This window comes from Halomonas sp. MCCC 1A13316, from assembly GCF_014931605.1.
Classification (GTDB): domain Bacteria; phylum Pseudomonadota; class Gammaproteobacteria; order Pseudomonadales; family Halomonadaceae; genus Halomonas.
Map to the genome: position 1 here is coordinate 95,256 of NZ_CP053382.1, position 16,578 is coordinate 111,833.

The window sequence follows — 16,578 nt, forward strand, 5'->3', positions numbered from 1 at the left end:
TTGTGTATCTTGTTAGTTGCGAGGTAATACTTAGGCAAGGCAGCTATCGACCCAAAGCGGCCATGCCGGAAAGGCGGCAGGCACGTTCATAGACCGTGCGGTCTAATACCTGTGATACCACCAATCAGCACAAAATTACTAATCCAGAGGTATTTTAAGTGGCTGGGAAAAAACCGGAATTAAAAACCAAGAAATTTTATTACCGCAGGGCAAGGTGGGATAGCCAAGGGAAGGCAACCATTCAAAAGCTCTTGGAAGATGCTCATAAAGAGCTTGATACCGTAGGGAAAAGGACTTTCGAGGTAGGCTCAGGTGCCGAGATCAGGGGGGCTAACTTCAAAAATGATAATGGATTATTTCTGCAGATAGCCTCATATGTTCCCGGCGAAGCGACCTCTACAATAGATAAAGATAAAGCTGCAAAAATTTCAAATGTTACTGCTCAGAATGCTCCTGCAGGAAAAGATTATCTGGATGGTGATGTTTTTGTCTATGTGAATGGAAATCATGTGATACTTTGTCCATCTGGAGCCCGAGAGAAAGTTGTCGAAACATACATATGGCATGTTCTTCGTGCATGTGATAGCAAAGAGATAGCCAAGACATTCGAGCTAGATAAAGTGGCAAAAGCAAGCAAGCTTAAAATGATTCGAGATGAGGGTGTTAAGGAAGTAGATATTGACGCATCGCTCTATGAGGCAAGCTTGATTCATCTTGATAAAACAAAGCCAAAGGTGTCAGGGATTAAAAGGCTTGTTGCCGATCAACTGACTGCGATATTCGGCAATGATAAAGAATTAAAAGATATAAAGGAAGGCGGTCTCAAGTTCCAAGCGCAACACTATTGAAGGGTGCCCGGTCCAGCGACCGATTTCTTGAGCACCTCGGAATAGACTTCCAGAGGCGTTCGCCAGTCCAATGTCTTGCGCGGTCGTGTGTTCAAGGAATCCGCAATGGCATCGAGCTCTTCCTGGCTATAGACCGACAGGTCCGTGCCCTTCGGCAGGTACTGCCGCAACAAACCGTTGGTATTTTCGTTAGAGCCTCGTTGCCACGGGCTATGGGGATCGGCGAAATAGATGGCCGTCCCGGTCCGTTGTGTGATCTCGGCATGCTGCATCATCTCCCTGCCCTGGTCGTAGGTCATGGAGAGCCGCAAGGCGCGTGGGACCTCGTTCAGCTTGTCGCTGAACCCGATGGCAGCGGCGGTGGCCGTCGTGCCGTCCAGTTTGGCCAGTATCACCAGGCGCGTGGTGCGCTCCACCAGCGTGCCGACAGCGGATCGGTTGTTGGCTCCCATGATCAGGTCACCTTCCCAGTGGCCGGGCATCAGGCGGTCTTCGATCTCGGGCGGCCGCATATGAATGCTAACCAGGTCCGGGATCTGGCCACGCCGGTCTTTACCCCGGCTGCGCGGCCGACGCTTGCCGTTGCCCTGCCGCAAGCAGGCGATGAGCTCTTTCTTGAGAGAGCCTCGGGGCATCACATAGAGCGCGTTGTAGATGGTCTCGTGGGAGACCTGGCGGCGATTATCATCAGGAAACATGAGTGACAGTGTGCTGGCGATCTGCTGCGGTGACCAGTACTGGCGCAGCAGATAGGCGACTAAATCGAATAGCTCGCTGCCGGGATGCAGCTTTGGTTGCTGACGTGGCCGGTGACGCGCCAACCGAGCTCTATAGCCTGCCAGGCTGGCATCGTAGCCTCTGCTGGCATCGACCGTATGGCGAGCAAGCTCCCGTGACACGGTACTTGGCGCGCGCCCCAAGTGAGCGGCGATGGCCCGGATCGAGTGGGTGGTTCGCATCATCATGATGGCGGCTCGGTCTTCAGCAGTGAGGTGGCGATAGCAATGAGGCATGGCAACACGATACCTGATGGGTCAGGTGTTGCACTTCGTCATTGAGACCGCCGAAAAGGAGAATCTTAATATAAAGGTTTCAATTAAATTTGATGGAATGGAGGCAAGAAGACACTTAAAAGAGCCTAAGTTTGGCGAAGTCGGAAGGAGGCGATTAGAGAGAACGGCGGAACAAGTTATTTCAGAATTTGAAAAAGATGATGATAACGGGTTTGTAATTATAACCGGAGCAAATAACCGTATAACGTCTGAGGAAATCAGAGTTTCAGATTCTTTCCGAGTGAAGACTCTAGGCAAGTCTCTTAGCAAGGAATCAGCTTGGACAAAGCTGAAAGAATATTATGAGCGCTTGAATGCTGATGGTGTGTTCAAGCAATGAATGCTCAGCTTGACAAGGAAAAAGTCAAGTATGGAGTTTGCATTGTTTTGTGGAGTTTCTTGGCTTCATATTTTGGTCAGCCTTTGATTCATGGGAATCAGGATGCAATTAATGTAATAGTGACAGTTTTCTCTATTCTCGCTGGTTTTCTCGTAGCAGTAATTACACTGATAGGTGATCCAAAGTCTCTGCCTTCAGGTGGATGGCAGATGGCGAGATTGGGTAGTGACCTTACTTATAATAGGTTGGTCAGGCATAAATGGTTGTTTAAGGGGTATCTGATAACTTTGTTTCTTATTTTTTCATCCATTGTGGTTAAAGGGAGATTTCCAACCACCCAAGTGATTCTAGAATACATATATATGTTCATTGCTTCAATTTCTTGCTTTATTTCATTCAAACTTCCATCAGCTTTAATGGAGCTCCAAAAGGAAAGAATAGAACATGAAATACAAGAAAGGCGAAAGCAGGAAGGCATTGATGAGTAAAGTTCCGTATAACAATCAGCTATAGCGGATCAATTTCCGCTTCGCTTAAATTGCCTGTACAGTGATGGTATTCACCTGACACATGCCCCCATGGGCTCCCTATAGTTAAGCAGTGTTTTCTGCCGTTTTCCTGGGTTCCTTCTTCGTCTCTTTGGGGAGCCCTTTCTTGAACACGGCATAGGGCGTCGCCCCCTTCATGTTGCGGCCTTGATGCGGCCGTTTCGTGTTGTAGGTGGCCAGATAGTCGTCCAGGTCCTGCTGCATTTCTTCCAGGGCTTCGTACCACTTGGTGCGCCCCTGGATGCGAAAGTGCTCGTCCAGCAGGGTGCGGTGCAACCGCTCGACGAAGCCGTTGCTCTGCGGTCGGCGAACCTTGGTGGTGCGGTGCTCGATTTCTTCGAGCTGAAGGAACAGCTCATACGGATGCTGATCCTTACGGCCGCAGAACTCGCGGCCGTTGTCGCTGAGTACCGTGCTGACTTTGGCGTTGTGAGCCTCGAAGAAGGGCAGCACGTCATTATTGAGCACATGCACGGCCGTGATGGGCAGTTTGCTGGTGTAGAGGCGGCCCCAGGCGTAGCGGCTGAAGCAGTCGATGACGGACTGGAGATAGACCTTGCCAACCCCCTTGAGCGTACCGACGAAGAAGGTGTCGACAGCGACCAGCTCGCCGGTGTGATGGACTTCGATATGCCGTTCACGAAACTCAGGGCTGAACCGCTCCAGGTGGCGGACTTGATCTTCGGTCAGCTCGATCTTCTGCTCGCGTGTGGCCCTCTCGAGCCGCAGAAGGCGTTCATGACGGGTCAGCAAGTCATGGCGTCCCCAGACGCCTCTGACGCCCGTAGAGCTGACCTGAATGCCACGTAGCGCCAGTTCTTGCGCGACACGAACCGGACCGTGAGTGGGGAAGGCCAGGCTGTGCTCGAGGATAGCCGTTTCGATCTCTTCGCTGACGCGATTGGGGTGTGGTCCCCGTGGCCCGGGGAGCTTGTCGATCAGCCCTTCAGAGCCGAAGGTTTGATAGTTGCGACGGATCTCATAGAACTGCTGCCGGGAGTAGCCCATGACCTTGCAGGCCTTGCTGACGTTCTGCAGATCCTTGGCCAGTTCTAGGAGACTGAGCTTGCGACGTGCTACCTTTTCTTCGGTGGTCATAGTCGTTTCCTCATGGTGTTACAGCCGAGCGTCAGACACTCGTTCTATAACCCACGGGGAGCACTATGGCCACTCTGCTTTTCAGCGGCCGACTGTCAGGTAAATACCGTCACACTTCAAATTGCCCGCTGAGCTGGGCCTTGCATCAGTATTTCCTAAATGTCCGCTTCTGGCCGTAAGTTGAATTTTAGCCTATGCTGATCAACCATTCTGAACAGTTAGCGGCTGTCTGCCGGAGGCAGTATGATCAGTTGCACGGCTTCCAGTTCTGAGGCAGAAGTTCGTGGAGCTGGCTGGCCTTCTGCGTCGGCAGCCGTTTGAGCACGTCCTTCATCTAGACGTAGAGCTCATAGCCGTTCAGCTTGGCGCACTGAGTCAGACTCATTCACTAGACCATTTCATGATCGGCCAGCTTCTCCAAGGGCCCGTAGGAAGCCGGCATGGTCCCAGTCGGCGCCGCCGTGGGCGGCACAGGTCTGGAATAGCTTCTGGGCGTTGGCAGTGCCAGGTTGAGGCTGCGTGCCCCGTCCAGGGCCAGGTTGAGGCCCTTCTGGTGCAGGCGGACCTTAAAGCCCGGGTCGAAGGAACGGCTGATCATCCGCTCGCCATGGACATCTAGGACCTTCGACTGGGCCAGGCCGCCGAGCAGCGACTCGCGCACCTTGGCCACATCGGCCCCCCGCCTTGGAGGTGAACAGCAGGCCCTCGGCTACCGCCTCGATGGTCAGTGCCACCACGATCTGGTTGGCCACCTTGCAGGTCTGGCCGGCACCGTGGCTGCCGATGTTGGAGATGGTCTTGCCCATCACCTCGAGGATCGGCATGGCGCGCTCGAAGCCCTCCTGGGTGGCGCCCACCATGATCGTCAGCGCCGCGTTGATGGCGCCTCCCTCTCCGCCGGAGACCGGGGCATCGACTTACTCACCGCCGGCCTCGTGGATGCAGCGGGCGAAGTTCTGGGTGTCCAGCGGGGCGGTGGAGCTCATGTCGATCACCAGGGTGCCGAGCCTGAGGCCCTCGCCGAACAGCACCTCCTCGACGTCGGGGGTGTCGGGCACCATGGTGATGATCACCTCGGCCTCGGCGGCCACCGCCGCGGGGGTCTCCACCTCGCTCATGCCCTTGTCGGCGAGGGTGGCATCGAAGGGGCCGCGCTTGACTGTCACCAGCTCACGGCCGGCGTCCAGCAGATGGCGCGCCATGGGCGGCCCATGATGCCCAGGCCAATGAAACCGATCTTGCGCATGTTTTCCTTCCGTTGGTCTCGCTACTGAACTTCCAGAATCTTCAGGGTGTTGGTGCCGCCGTGGGCGTTCATGTGATCGCCCCGGGTCAGCATGACATGATCGCCGGGCTCGGCAATGCCCTTCTCCTGCAACAGGGCCAGGGCACGCTCGTTGAGCTCGGTGGGTGTCATGTCGCCGGTGTCGAAAGGTAGCGATACCACGCCACGATAGAGCGCCATGCGCCGCTGGGCGATGGCGCTGTGGGCCAGGCCGACGATCGGCAGCCCCGAGCGAATTCGCGACGCGATCAGCGGCGTATAGCCGGAGGAAGTCATGCAGGCGATGGCGGCCACTCCGGAGAGGTGGTTGGCGGCATACATGGCGGACAGCGCAATGGTCTCGTCGACCCGCGAAAAACCTTCATACATGCGGTGGCCGGATTTCTGGGCGATGCGCTCGCGCTCGGCTCCCAGGCAGACGCGATCCATGGCCTCGATGGTTTCCACCGGGAAATCACCGGCGGCGGTCTCGGCGGAGAGCATCACCGCGTCGGTGCCGTCGAGCACCGCATTGGCGACGTCGAACACCTCGGCACGGGTCGGCAGGGGCGATTCGATCATCGACTCCATCATCTGGGTCGCGGTGATCACCGCACGATTCAGCGAGCGGGCATGCTTGATGATGCGCTTCTGGGTGCCGATCAGGCGGGCGTCGCCGATCTCCACGCCGAGATCACCGCGTGCCACCATCACCGCCTCGCAGGCCTCGATGATGCCATCGAGGGTGACGTCGTCAGCCACCGCCTCGGCGCGCTCGAGCTTGGCGACCAGGCCGATCTCGCGGCCCGCCTCGCCCAGCAGCTCACGGGCTTCGTGCATGTCGGCGGCCGAGCGCGGGAAGGAGACGGCCAGGTAGTCGACGCCGATGTCGATGGCGGTCTTGAGGTCGGCACGGTCCTTGTCGGTGAGCGCCGGCGCCGAGAGTCCGCCGCCCTGCTTGTTAATGCCCTTGTTGTTGGAGAGCTTGCCGCCGACCACCACGCGGGTGTGAATGGCCTGCCCCTCGATGCGGTCGACATCGAGCACCACGCGGCCATCGTCGAGCAGCAGGCGGTCGCCGGCGCTGACGTCCTCGATCAACTGCTTGTAGTCGCAGCCGACGCGCTCGGCGTCGCCGGCCGCGCCGTCCAGCGCCATGTCGAGCACGAAAGGTACGCCCTCGTCGAGTGTCACGGCACCCTGGGCGAAGCGGGCGACGCGAATCTTCGGGCCCTGCAGATCGCCAAGGGCGGCGACGCTGCGTCCCAGGCGATCGGCGATCTCGCGCACCTGGGTGAGCCGGCGGCGATGATCCTCGGGGGCGCCGTGGGAGAAGTTGAGGCGCACCACGTCGACACCGGCCTCGATCATCGCTTCCAACACGCCCTCGCGGTCGCTGGCCGGTCCCAGGGTGGCGACGATCTTGGTGCGCCGAATAGTAGAGCGCAATAATTTAGTCATAGGATGCCAAACAAGGGTGCGGTGAATTGATGTGAAGCCCTGTGGGGATATTCCAGTTCGTTCTCGATCACCAGCAGGCGGTTGTACTTGGCGACGCGGTCCGAGCGGCTCAACGAGCCAGTCTTGATCTGGCCGGCGCAGGTGCCCACGGCGAGGTCGGCGATGGTGGTGTCCTCGGTCTCGCCGGAGCGGTGGGAGATCACCGCGGTAAAGCCGGCATCCTGGGCCATGCGAATGGCCTCCAGGGTCTCGGAGAGCGAGCCGATCTGGTTGAACTTGATCAGGATGGAGTTACCGATCTTCTCGTCGATGCCGCGCTTGAGGATGCGGGTGTTGGTGACGAAGAGGTCGTCGCCCACCAGCTGCACCTTGTCGCCCAGCTTGTCGGTTAGCGCCTTCCAGCCCTCCCAGTCGGACTCGTCCATGCCATCCTCGATGGAGACGATGGGGTACTGGTCGCACAGCTCGGCCAGGTAGTCGACGAAGCCGGCGGCGTCGAAGGCCTTGCCCTCGCCTGCTAGGGCGTACTGGCCGTCCTTGAAGAACTCGGATGAGGCACAGTCCAGCGCCAGGACCACGTCGCGGCCCAGCGCATAGCCGGCGTCCTCGACGGCCTGCTTGATCACCGCCAGTGCCTCGGCGTTGGAGGCCAGGTTGGGGGCGAAGCCCCCCTCATCGCCAACCGCAGTGGAAAGGCCCTTAGCCGAGAGCACCTTCTTCAACGCGTGGAAGACCTCGGCGCCCATGCGCAGACCCTCACGGAAGCTCTCCGCAGCCACTGGCTGGATCATGAACTCTTGGATGTCGACGTTATTGTCGGCATGCTCGCCGCCATTGAGGATGTTCATCATCGGCACCGGTATCCGGTACTGCCCCGGCTGACCGTAGAGATCAGCGATATGCGCGTAGAGCGGCACACCCTTGGTGTTGGCGGCGGCCTTGGCGGCGGCCAGCGACACCGCGAGGATGGCATTGGCGCCAAGATTGGCCTTGTTGTCGGTGCCGTCGAGGGCCAGCATGGCGTCGTCGAGGCCGCGCTGGTTCCGAGAGTCCATACCCACTAGGCGCTCGCGGATGGTAGTGCTTACGGTCTCCACAGCCCTCAGCACGCCCTTGCCCAAATAGCGGCTCTCGTCTCCGTCACGCAACTCCAGTGCTTCGCGAGAGCCGGTTGAGGCTCCGCTGGGTGCGCAGGCCACGCCCAAGGCACCGCTCTCCAGGCGCACCTCGGCCTGCACGGTGGGGTTGCCGCGTGAATCGAGCACCTCGAGGGCGCGAATATCAGCAATTGTTGACATGAGGGGCCTCAATAAAGTCAGTGTGGGGCTGAGAAGAACGGCAGAGTGAAACATTACCAATCAGCCTCAACCCCATTTCTAAATATGTGCACGTCACGCGGGGGCCTTGAGCTTGCATTTCATCGATGTGATCTGCCACGTAAACACCAGTACACCGATGCCAACGCCGAGCAGGTCAGTCATCCATCCCCCTGCAATCATCAATAGCGCCGCTGCAAGCAACATGGCGCGCTGCGCCGGGTTGACGCGACCATTTAGGAACCAGCCCTGGACGGCGGCCGCCAGCAGGTAGATGCCAACCCCTGCGGTAATCGCCACACGCAGAATCTCAAGCCCAGTGCCATCCATCAGCAATGCCGGGCTATAGAAGAACATGAACGGCACGATGAAGGCAGAAAGACCGAACTTGAAGGAAGTAACGGCGGTTTTCAGTGGGTCGGTGCCGGAGATTGCCGCTGCGGCGTAACCAGCGAGTGCCACAGGAGGGGTGATTGCTGAGAGCACTGCGTAATAGAACACGAAGAAGTGGGACACCAACGGCGAGATCCCGATTTCCTGCAGACCAGGCGCCACAACCGAAGCGGCCACTGCATAAGCTGCCGTGGTGGGCATGCCCATCCCCAACAGGATCGAGATGCACATGGCGAAGAACAGCGCCAAAAGGTGGCTGGCATCGGCGATGCCCAGCAACATGGAGGCGAAACGTGCCCCAATGCCAGTCAAGGAGATGACCCCCACGATGATGCCAGCACAGGCGCAAACAGCAATCAGCGGGATGGCCATCCGCGCACCGAGCGAAAGCGCATTAAGTAGTGCCTTAGGCCCCATCCAGTGAGGAGTGAACCAAGACACTACTGCAGCACTTAGCATTGCCAAGGTTCCAGCCCGAATCACCGAATACCCCATGAAAAGGGTGGTGATCAGGATGATGATGGGAAGGAACAGATATACCTGCTTGATTAACTTTCCGAAGACCGGAAGTTGCTCCCTAGGCAAACCCTGCATGCCGTCTCGACGAGCTTCCAGGTCTACCATCAGAAAAATGGAGAGGAAGTAGAGCGCAGCAGGAATCAGGGCAGCGATGGCGATGTCGGTATAGGGAATCCCGGTTACCTCAGCCATGATAAAGGCGCCGGCGCCCATGATCGGTGGGACGATCTGCCCCCCGGTGGAGGCGGCCGCTTCAATTCCGCCGGCACTGCGCGGGTGATACCCCACTTTCTTCATCAGCGGGATGGTCATAGAGCCCGTAGCCACGACGTTGCCGGCGGAGGTGCCGTTAATCATCCCCATCAATCCAGAGGCAAAGACCGCTACCTTGGCTGGCCCCCCGCGAGCACGCCCTGCTACGGCGAAGGCAAAGTTGACGAAGTAATCACCAACACGCGATGCCTGCAAGAAGGCCGCGAAGGTGATGAACAGGATAATGTAAGTGGACGAGACGGCGGTCGTCGGACCTAGCACCCCGTTATCCGTGTAGAGATAAGTGAAGAAGCGCGATGCCGAGTAGCCGCGATGCTCAAGCATCCCCGGCAGGAAGGGCCCTGCGAAGGAGTAGACCAGGAAAACGGACGTGATGATGATAAGTGCCAGGCCTGCCACGCGACGGGTCAGCTCCATGATCAGCGCCACCCCCACAGCGGCAACCATCATGTCAGCTTGGTTGGCCATGGGCATGCCCGCCGACATACGCCAACGCCCGAGAACCAGCATTAGATAGGCAGCGACAAGCGTCGAGACGACAATCAATATGAGGTCTGCCCAGTTTATCGAGCGGCTAGAGCTCCGCCATACCCAACTGCCAACAAGTGCGATCGCCGCCGCGGCTGACAACGACCAGCTGAAATGCACCATAATCCAGCTGGCAGGAGCCGCACCATGTGCCTCGCGCAGGAACCAGGCGTAGAGCATGCAGAAAGTGGCATAACCGAGGGCCAGCATAGCGGGTATTAGTGCCAGCCACTCTCGGCGGGTGACTTTCGACGCTCCATCACTACGATCCAGACTCATGGCAGCGGTTATGGCAAATCCGATCGCCAGGCCACCCGCCACGTGAATGATACGAAACGTCCATGTCTCTATGGGTGCGATGTTGAGCGCATAAAGATGCAAGACGGTAAAAAACACGCAAGCAAGAAACACTGTCTTGCCAAGCATGCCTGAGAGCACACGCTCATTGTGAGAAAGCGGTATGTCAGCGACACCTTCATTACCGATCTTTCCTGTTGCATCTTCAGTTAGGGTAACTTGGGTCATGCCAGATCACCTTTGTGGTTACGGTTGCCCAGTTGAATCACGTTGCAAGGCGCCGGCCTTCCGACCGGCGCACATGTCTCAGGTGATCAGCCACGCAGGTCTTCCGGAATGTCGTAGCCGTTCTCTTCGAACCAGCGAACTGCGCCCGGATGCCAGGGAATGAGCGTGTTGTGCACGAAGTTTTCTGGCAACGTCTCACGTGCCGATCCATGCACCTGCTTCATTCGTTTCTGATTTTCCATAACCGTCTTGGTCACTTCATAGACCAGTGACTCGGACATGTCCTTGTTCGTGATGGCAAAATTCCACAGCGAAATGGCCGGTACGTCTTCATCCAGGCTGCTGTATGCCGATGCTGGGATCGCTGATTGGCTGAGTTCTGGATAGTCACCCAGCACTTGGGCCATTTCCTCTTCCGAGAAGGAGAAGATATTGACATCGGCCTGTGCTTCGAGTTGGCTGAAGGCAGATACGGGGATACCCGAAGCGAAGGCAAAAGCATCGATCAATCCATCCTGAACTTGTCCAGCTTGATCCGCAGCTCCACCGTTCTGAGCTTCAACAGTGATGCCCAGCTTGTCGAACAACTGGGGGAAGTACATATCACCGGTACCCCCCGCCGGACCGATCCCGACTGTTTTGCCATCCAAGTCAGAAATCGAGTCGATACCTGACCCCTCTAGGGCTATGACCTGCAAGGCAGTTTGATACATCGGGAAGACGGCACGAATATCGGTATGCTCGACACCGGGAGCCAATTCGCTGTTGCCTTTCCATGCTTGATAAGCAGGGCCTGTCGTGACCATGCCGAAATCACTCTCTCCCATCTGGACGAGGGTCACGTTCTGCACCGGGCCACCGGTGACCTCAGCCCCGAATGTCGAGCCGGTTTCTTCGCCGACCAGGTTTCCCCACCCCGAACCATAAATGTAGTAGGTAGCGCCCTGGCTGCCGGTCGCAATGGACAGACTGGGCGGTCTCAAGTTCCAAGCGCAACACTATTGAAGGGTGCCCGGTCCAGCGACCGATTTCTTGAGCACCTCGGAATAGACTTCCAGAGGCGTTCGCCAGTCCAATGTCTTGCGCGGTCGTGTGTTCAAGGAATCCGCAATGGCATCGAGCTCTTCCTGGCTATAGACCGACAGGTCCGTGCCCTTCGGCAGGTACTGCCGCAACAAACCGTTGGTATTTTCGTTAGAGCCTCGTTGCCACGGGCTATGGGGATCGGCGAAATAGATGGCCGTCCCGGTCCGTTGTGTGATCTCGGCATGCTGCATCATCTCCCTGCCCTGGTCGTAGGTCATGGAGAGCCGCAAGGCGCGTGGGACCTCGTTCAGCTTGTCGCTGAACCCGATGGCAGCGGCGGTGGCCGTCGTGCCGTCCAGTTTGGCCAGTATCACCAGGCGCGTGGTGCGCTCCACCAGCGTGCCGACAGCGGATCGGTTGTTGGCTCCCATGATCAGGTCACCTTCCCAGTGGCCGGGCATCAGGCGGTCTTCGATCTCGGGCGGCCGCATATGAATGCTAACCAGGTCCGGGATCTGGCCACGCCGGTCTTTACCCCGGCTGCGCGGCCGACGCTTGCCGTTGCCCTGCCGCAAGCAGGCGATGAGCTCTTTCTTGAGAGAGCCTCGGGGCATCACATAGAGCGCGTTGTAGATGGTCTCGTGGGAGACCTGGCGGCGATTATCATCAGGAAACATGAGTGACAGTGTGCTGGCGATCTGCTGCGGTGACCAGTACTGGCGCAGCAGATAGGCGACTAAATCGAATAGCTCGCTGCCGGGATGCAGCTTTGGTTGCTGACGTGGCCGGTGACGCGCCAACCGAGCTCTATAGCCTGCCAGGCTGGCATCGTAGCCTCTGCTGGCATCGACCGTATGGCGAGCAAGCTCCCGTGACACGGTACTTGGCGCGCGCCCCAAGTGAGCGGCGATGGCCCGGATCGAGTGGGTGGTTCGCATCATCATGATGGCGGCTCGGTCTTCAGCAGTGAGGTGGCGATAGCAATGAGGCATGGCAACACGATACCTGATGGGTCAGGTGTTGCACTTCGTCATTGAGACCGCCCTGTTTGGCCAGTCATGTTTCTCTACTTCAGCGAAGGTTCCACCGGCGACGCTTGCACACAGGGCTGCGGCTGCAATTTTATAGAATCTCATGGCGCATACTCCATATATCTTGTGTTTGTTAAAAATAAGTAACTATTTGTTTAATAAATAACAACCACCTCCCAATATAAATTAGAAAGAGTACAACCTTGCGACGGCCTCACACCGATCGGCCAACAGCAAAGAAGAGTTATTGACGGCCTCTTGAAGGCTCATTGGGCCATCAGTCAACGAAAACGCCGCTGTCACTCCATGTTGATAGCTAGCGCGCCATCCATCACCTAGCTGACCGGCAATAACCACTACAGGAATCCCTTTTTTACTGGCCACCCGGGAGATACCCAAAGGGGTCTTTCCTGCCAGGCTCTGACCATCCAACCGGCCCTCCCCGGTGATCACCAGATCAGTGCCATCGAGTGCTCGTTCAAAACCAACTTGCTCCATGACAACCTGAATCCCGGGTTTGAGTGTCGCCTTGAACAGAGCCTTGGCGGCATACCCCATTCCTCCGGCTGCGCCTGCGCCAGGATAATCCTTGTAATCAGCCCCGGCTGCGGAGGCAACTTTGGCAGCAAAGGTTTCCAATGCGTCGTCCAGATACTTCACGTCCATGGCAGTGGCTCCCTTCTGAGGGCCATAAATCGAACTCGCTCCATTCGGTCCGAGCAACGGATTATCGACATCGACAGCAGCCATGACATCCAAGTCTTCTAGACGTGGATCTAAGCCAGAAAGATCGACCCTATCGACCTTGGTCAGATTGCCGGCCCCGAGTGGTAACTCAAGACCGTTTCGATCAAGCAGGCGGCCACCCAAAGCGACCATCATTCCTGCACCGGCATCGTTCGTTGCACTACCGCCAAGCGTCAGGACAAGCGATCTCGCCCCTGCATCAAGGGTCTCTCTGACAAGCTGCCCGACGCCATAGGTGGTACTGTCCAGAATCGAGTGTTTTGAGATGTCCAAGCACTGCAATCCGCAGGCTTCAGCCAGCTCCAGATAAGCAGTCAGAGTTCCAGGGTTCCATCCCCAGGCGGCACGCCTGAGTTCTCCATAGGCATCGAGAACTTCTGCGTAACGCACCTCAGCCCCCGTGCACGTCACGAGAGCCGAGAGCGTCCCTTCGCCACCATCTCCCATCGGGCACTGCACTACCTCGGCATCAGGCAAAGCCCGCAAGACTCCTTCCGCCATGGTGGCGGCAGCCAACCGCGCCGACACGGATCCCTTGTAGCTATCAGGAGCGATGACGATCTTCATGTAATTAAGTCCCTGTCGAGGAGTTCAGAACATATCGTTCCCGGTTTGGCCGGCTCGTGTCAGTGCACGGTACTGTTTGACAGGATGTACCCAAGCAGACCGGCCAACCTGAAGCGGGGGCTATCACCAAACGCCACTCTTGTAACCCCTGGCACACACGACTACTGCTGTTCGATATCGGAACAGATCGCCTGGGTGACATCGCGCGTGGTCGCCGAACCACCCAGATCCTTCGTCTGCAGGCCGGAGGCAGTCAGCCGCTCGATCGCGGCCATTAGCCTTTCGGAGGCCGTGGTTTCTCCGAGGTGGTCGAGCAACATGGCCGCGGTCCAGAAGGATCCCACTGGGTTAGCGATGCCCTTCCCGGCGATATCGAAGGCCGACCCATGGATGGGCTCGAACATGGACGGAAAGGTCTTCTCCGGATTCAGGTTGGCGGTCGGTGCAATACCCAGGCTGCCCGAGAGGGCGGCGGCGAGGTCAGACAGGATGTCTGCATGCAGGTTGGTGGCTACGATGACATCCATCGTCTCGGGCTTCAGCACCATCCGGGTGGTCACCGCATCGACCAGCTCACGATCAATGTCCACATCCGGAAATTCCTTGGCGACCTCGAAAAAGACCTCATCCCAAAGCACCATGCCATGGCGCTGAGCATTGGACTTGGTGACCAGGGTGAGCTTCTTGCAAGGACGACTCTGGGCGAGTTCAAATGCAAAACGGTGAATACGCTCGATGCCCTTGCGAGTAAAAACGGACACCTCGGTACCGACCTCCTCGGCATGCCCTTGGTGCACCCGCCCCCCGTTGCCGGAGTATTCCCCCTCACTGTTTTCCCTGACGATGACCCAGTCGATTTCTTCGGCCCCCTTCAGCCGGCTATTGACGCCTGGAAGCACCCGGGCGGGACGCACGTTCGCATACTGATCGAAGCCTTGACAGATCGCGAGCCGCAACTCCCAGAGCGAAACATGATCGGGAACATCCTGGCTGCCAACAGCACCAAAATAAATCGCGTCGAACTTTGCCAGCTTCTCCAGTCCACCTTCGGGAATATATTCGCCTTTCTCAAGATAACGCTGAGAGCTCCAGTCAAAATCTTCGAACTGGAATGTAAAATCACCACTCTTTTGCGCCAGTGCCTCCAGCACTTTCTTTCCTGCCTCGATCACCTCAAGGCCAATCCCGTCTCCCGGAATGACGGCTACACGATGACTACGCATACTGACAGCTCCTACTTGATGTTTATCAACTCTGTATTTTCTCTTGCCTGGAAACATCCCGTCTGCCCTCCCGACACTAGGTGACACGCATACCGGCATGCAATATACTGTGAGTTAATTCAGAAACAACCCTGGGGTTAACACTCATGTCGAGCACAGACTTCGAGTTCTTTATATTTCTTTGCCAGGCAGGAAGTATTTCTAAGGCGGCAAGGGAGCTGGACATTACCCCTGCGGCTGCCAGCAAGCGGCTCGCCAACATTGAGAAAAATATCGGGTGCCAACTTGTTACGCGATCAACCCGCGCCATGAGCCTGACACCCAACGGCAATATTTATCTGGAATATGCAAAAAAAGTCACATCTACGATCGAAGAGATGAATTATATTTTGAAGCAGGAAAGTGACGAAGCAGAGGGGCTGATTCGCATCAATGCACCTTTCGGGTTTGGTAGAAAGTACGTCTCGAGATTCGTAGCTGATTTTATTGAAGAATATCCAAAAGTGGAGTGCCAGCTCCACCTTTCAGACCAGCCACTGAACCTTATAGCCAACTCATTTGATGTTGGCATTCGGTTTGGCTCACTCCCTGACTCTGGTTTACATGCCAAGAAGATAGCATCTCATCAACGTTTTGTTTGTGCTTCACCCCTTTATCTGAATAGACACATAGAACCTAAGCACCCTCGAGAACTATCTGATCATAACTGCATTATTCTCAGGCAAAACGAGGACACATATGGCAACTGGAGCTTCAGCAAACATGATGAAGTGCACCATGTGCGCGTAAGGGGAACATTAAGTTCGAATGATGGGGAAAGCGTATTGAGCTGGACATTGCGAGGTCATGGCATAGCCATCCGTGCCGAATGGGATATTTATCATCACTTAAAAGAAGGACAGCTAATAAGACTACTTAGTGAATACCAGCTACCAAATGCTGATATTTATGCAGTTTACCCTTATAGCCAAAATCTCCCAGCCCGGATACGACTATTCATCGACCACCTAGCTAAAAAAATGAAAATAGTTCCATTTCAAAAATAAGCACTCTAAACTATCGACTGCTGAATGCTTTCAACATTTGAATTCAAACTAGCGACTCAGTGCTCAAGGTCAACAAGCTCGACACCCTGTATCGATAGCCGGCCGTGACCTTGCGCCTTGCGGCCACCCTGCCAATTCATCATGATGGCCTGTAACATCAGCAGGCTAAACGCATTCATCGCCGGAAGAAGTTATAGCGCTGGGCGCTTTTCAAAGAAATTAGGAAAGTAGATGATTGAAGAAAGTGCAAATATTTTCTGAGATTATGCAAACCGATACGCGCTGAAAAAGAAAGATTCATTCCCTCCAATCACTTGGCAAAAAAATATTGCGAGTGAAGTTATATCGCAGCAACTTAACAAATCACGTCCGCTGGCGCGTAACGCGTAAAAGAGTACCGCTGCCTTCAATGTTAATCAGAATCACCTGTAAGGCCGCTTCTGGCCGAATAAGGAATGTTAGTATATGCTGATGAAGATAGTGCAACAGCTGGCGCTGCAGTGTGGATATGACGCCACGACTGAAACTGCATTCTTCGCCATTCGCCACTAGATAGAAAAGGTGAGAATGAATGCCACGTTACTACGCGAATACGAATACAGACAAGAATGGAAATCACGAAATCCATACGACTGGATGTCCGCATCCCCCAGCCGACCACAACCGTCTGCCTTTGGGTATCCATGCTTCCTGCGGCCCGGCGACAGCGGCTGCACGAACGAAGTTTGGCGGAAGAGTTGATGGATGCAAATGTTGCTGCCCAGCATGTCATC

Annotated in this window: 13 protein-coding genes and 2 pseudogenes; 4 read left to right on the forward strand and 11 right to left on the reverse strand. The window is 56.3% G+C overall.

Annotated elements, in window-relative coordinates:
* The first annotated feature begins 158 nt into the window (after nucleotides 1-158).
* A complete protein-coding gene (locus HNO52_RS00460) occupies nucleotides 159-848 on the forward strand; it encodes a hypothetical protein (protein ID WP_197567141.1) in 690 nt (229 codons plus the stop codon).
* Here the strand turns inward: HNO52_RS00460 and HNO52_RS00465 are convergent.
* Nucleotides 842-1,861: an IS30 family transposase gene (locus HNO52_RS00465; protein ID WP_197565507.1), complete on the reverse strand. Its 1,020-nt coding sequence runs from the start codon at nucleotides 1,859-1,861 to the stop codon at nucleotides 842-844. The genes HNO52_RS00460 and HNO52_RS00465 overlap by 7 nt on opposite strands.
* Here HNO52_RS00465 and HNO52_RS00470 point away from each other — a divergent pair.
* Nucleotides 1,860-2,240: a hypothetical protein gene (locus HNO52_RS00470; protein WP_197567142.1), complete on the forward strand. Its 381-nt coding sequence runs from the start codon at nucleotides 1,860-1,862 to the stop codon at nucleotides 2,238-2,240. The genes HNO52_RS00465 and HNO52_RS00470 overlap by 2 nt on opposite strands.
* Nucleotides 2,237-2,728: a hypothetical protein gene (locus tag HNO52_RS00475; RefSeq protein WP_197567143.1), complete on the forward strand. Its 492-nt coding sequence runs from the start codon at nucleotides 2,237-2,239 to the stop codon at nucleotides 2,726-2,728. Before HNO52_RS00470 ends, HNO52_RS00475 begins: the two co-directional genes overlap by 4 nt.
* Nucleotides 2,729-2,833: 105 nt before the next feature.
* On the opposite strand, the gene HNO52_RS00480 is transcribed toward HNO52_RS00475, so the two are convergent.
* The 10 genes and pseudogenes from HNO52_RS00480 to HNO52_RS00520 form a co-directional block, all read right to left on the reverse strand.
* The gene (locus HNO52_RS00480) at nucleotides 2,834-3,886 is read right to left on the reverse strand and encodes an IS481 family transposase (protein ID WP_197567144.1); all 1,053 of its coding nucleotides are present in this window, start codon (nucleotides 3,884-3,886) and stop codon (nucleotides 2,834-2,836) included.
* 247 nt (nucleotides 3,887-4,133) lie between these two features.
* A pseudogene (locus tag HNO52_RS21375) lies at nucleotides 4,134-4,271 on the reverse strand (transposase domain-containing protein); the annotation flags it as partial.
* A 3-nt stretch (nucleotides 4,272-4,274) separates the two neighbouring features.
* Nucleotides 4,275-5,132 (reverse strand): annotated as a pseudogene (locus HNO52_RS21380) (NAD(P)-binding domain-containing protein).
* A gap of 21 nt (nucleotides 5,133-5,153) precedes the next feature.
* Nucleotides 5,154-6,611 carry a pyruvate kinase gene (pyk, locus tag HNO52_RS00490; RefSeq protein ID WP_197567145.1) on the reverse strand — a complete coding sequence of 486 codons (1,458 nt, stop codon included), beginning with the start codon at nucleotides 6,609-6,611 and terminating at the stop codon, nucleotides 5,154-5,156.
* On the reverse strand, nucleotides 6,608-7,909 hold the full coding sequence (gene eno / locus HNO52_RS00495) for a phosphopyruvate hydratase (protein ID WP_197567146.1): 1,302 nt from the start codon (nucleotides 7,907-7,909) through the stop codon (nucleotides 6,608-6,610). Before eno ends, pyk begins: the two co-directional genes overlap by 4 nt.
* Before the next feature lie 93 nt (nucleotides 7,910-8,002).
* On the reverse strand, nucleotides 8,003-10,165 hold the full coding sequence (locus HNO52_RS00500) for a TRAP transporter permease (RefSeq protein ID WP_197567147.1): 2,163 nt from the start codon (nucleotides 10,163-10,165) through the stop codon (nucleotides 8,003-8,005).
* Nucleotides 10,166-10,251: 86 nt separating this feature from the next.
* On the reverse strand, nucleotides 10,252-11,148 hold the full coding sequence (locus HNO52_RS00505) for a TAXI family TRAP transporter solute-binding subunit (RefSeq protein ID WP_232090441.1): 897 nt from the start codon (nucleotides 11,146-11,148) through the stop codon (nucleotides 10,252-10,254).
* A 15-nt stretch (nucleotides 11,149-11,163) separates the two neighbouring features.
* Entirely contained in the window at nucleotides 11,164-12,183 is a 1,020-nt protein-coding gene (locus HNO52_RS00510; protein WP_197565507.1) for an IS30 family transposase, read from the reverse strand.
* A 225-nt stretch (nucleotides 12,184-12,408) separates the two neighbouring features.
* Nucleotides 12,409-13,536, reverse strand: coding sequence for a glycerate kinase (locus tag HNO52_RS00515; protein ID WP_197567148.1), 1,128 nt, complete (start codon nucleotides 13,534-13,536; stop codon nucleotides 12,409-12,411).
* A 161-nt stretch (nucleotides 13,537-13,697) separates the two neighbouring features.
* Nucleotides 13,698-14,759 carry a tartrate dehydrogenase gene (locus HNO52_RS00520; protein WP_197567149.1) on the reverse strand — a complete coding sequence of 354 codons (1,062 nt, stop codon included), beginning with the start codon at nucleotides 14,757-14,759 and terminating at the stop codon, nucleotides 13,698-13,700.
* A 146-nt stretch (nucleotides 14,760-14,905) separates the two neighbouring features.
* Here HNO52_RS00520 and HNO52_RS00525 point away from each other — a divergent pair, with 146 nt between their 5' ends.
* Nucleotides 14,906-15,805, forward strand: a complete 900-nt coding sequence (locus tag HNO52_RS00525; RefSeq protein ID WP_197567150.1) for a LysR family transcriptional regulator — start codon at nucleotides 14,906-14,908, stop codon at nucleotides 15,803-15,805.
* The last annotated feature ends 773 nt before the right edge of the window (nucleotides 15,806-16,578 follow it).

Coding starts and splice junctions, on each gene's coding strand:
- pyk (WP_197567145.1), bottom strand. CDS start 6,611: ATGACTAAATTATTGCGCTCTACTATTCGGCGCACCAAGATCGTCGCC.
- HNO52_RS00510 (WP_197565507.1), bottom strand. CDS start 12,183: ATGCCTCATTGCTATCGCCACCTCACTGCTGAAGACCGAGCCGCCATC.
- HNO52_RS00465 (WP_197565507.1), bottom strand. CDS start 1,861: ATGCCTCATTGCTATCGCCACCTCACTGCTGAAGACCGAGCCGCCATC.
- eno (WP_197567146.1), bottom strand. CDS start 7,909: ATGTCAACAATTGCTGATATTCGCGCCCTCGAGGTGCTCGATTCACGC.
- HNO52_RS00470 (WP_197567142.1), top strand. CDS start 1,860: ATGGCAACACGATACCTGATGGGTCAGGTGTTGCACTTCGTCATTGAG.
- HNO52_RS00520 (WP_197567149.1), bottom strand. CDS start 14,759: ATGCGTAGTCATCGTGTAGCCGTCATTCCGGGAGACGGGATTGGCCTT.
- HNO52_RS00515 (WP_197567148.1), bottom strand. CDS start 13,536: ATGAAGATCGTCATCGCTCCTGATAGCTACAAGGGATCCGTGTCGGCG.
- HNO52_RS00475 (WP_197567143.1), top strand. CDS start 2,237: ATGAATGCTCAGCTTGACAAGGAAAAAGTCAAGTATGGAGTTTGCATT.
- HNO52_RS00525 (WP_197567150.1), top strand. CDS start 14,906: ATGTCGAGCACAGACTTCGAGTTCTTTATATTTCTTTGCCAGGCAGGA.
- HNO52_RS00500 (WP_197567147.1), bottom strand. CDS start 10,165: ATGACCCAAGTTACCCTAACTGAAGATGCAACAGGAAAGATCGGTAAT.
- HNO52_RS00480 (WP_197567144.1), bottom strand. CDS start 3,886: ATGACCACCGAAGAAAAGGTAGCACGTCGCAAGCTCAGTCTCCTAGAA.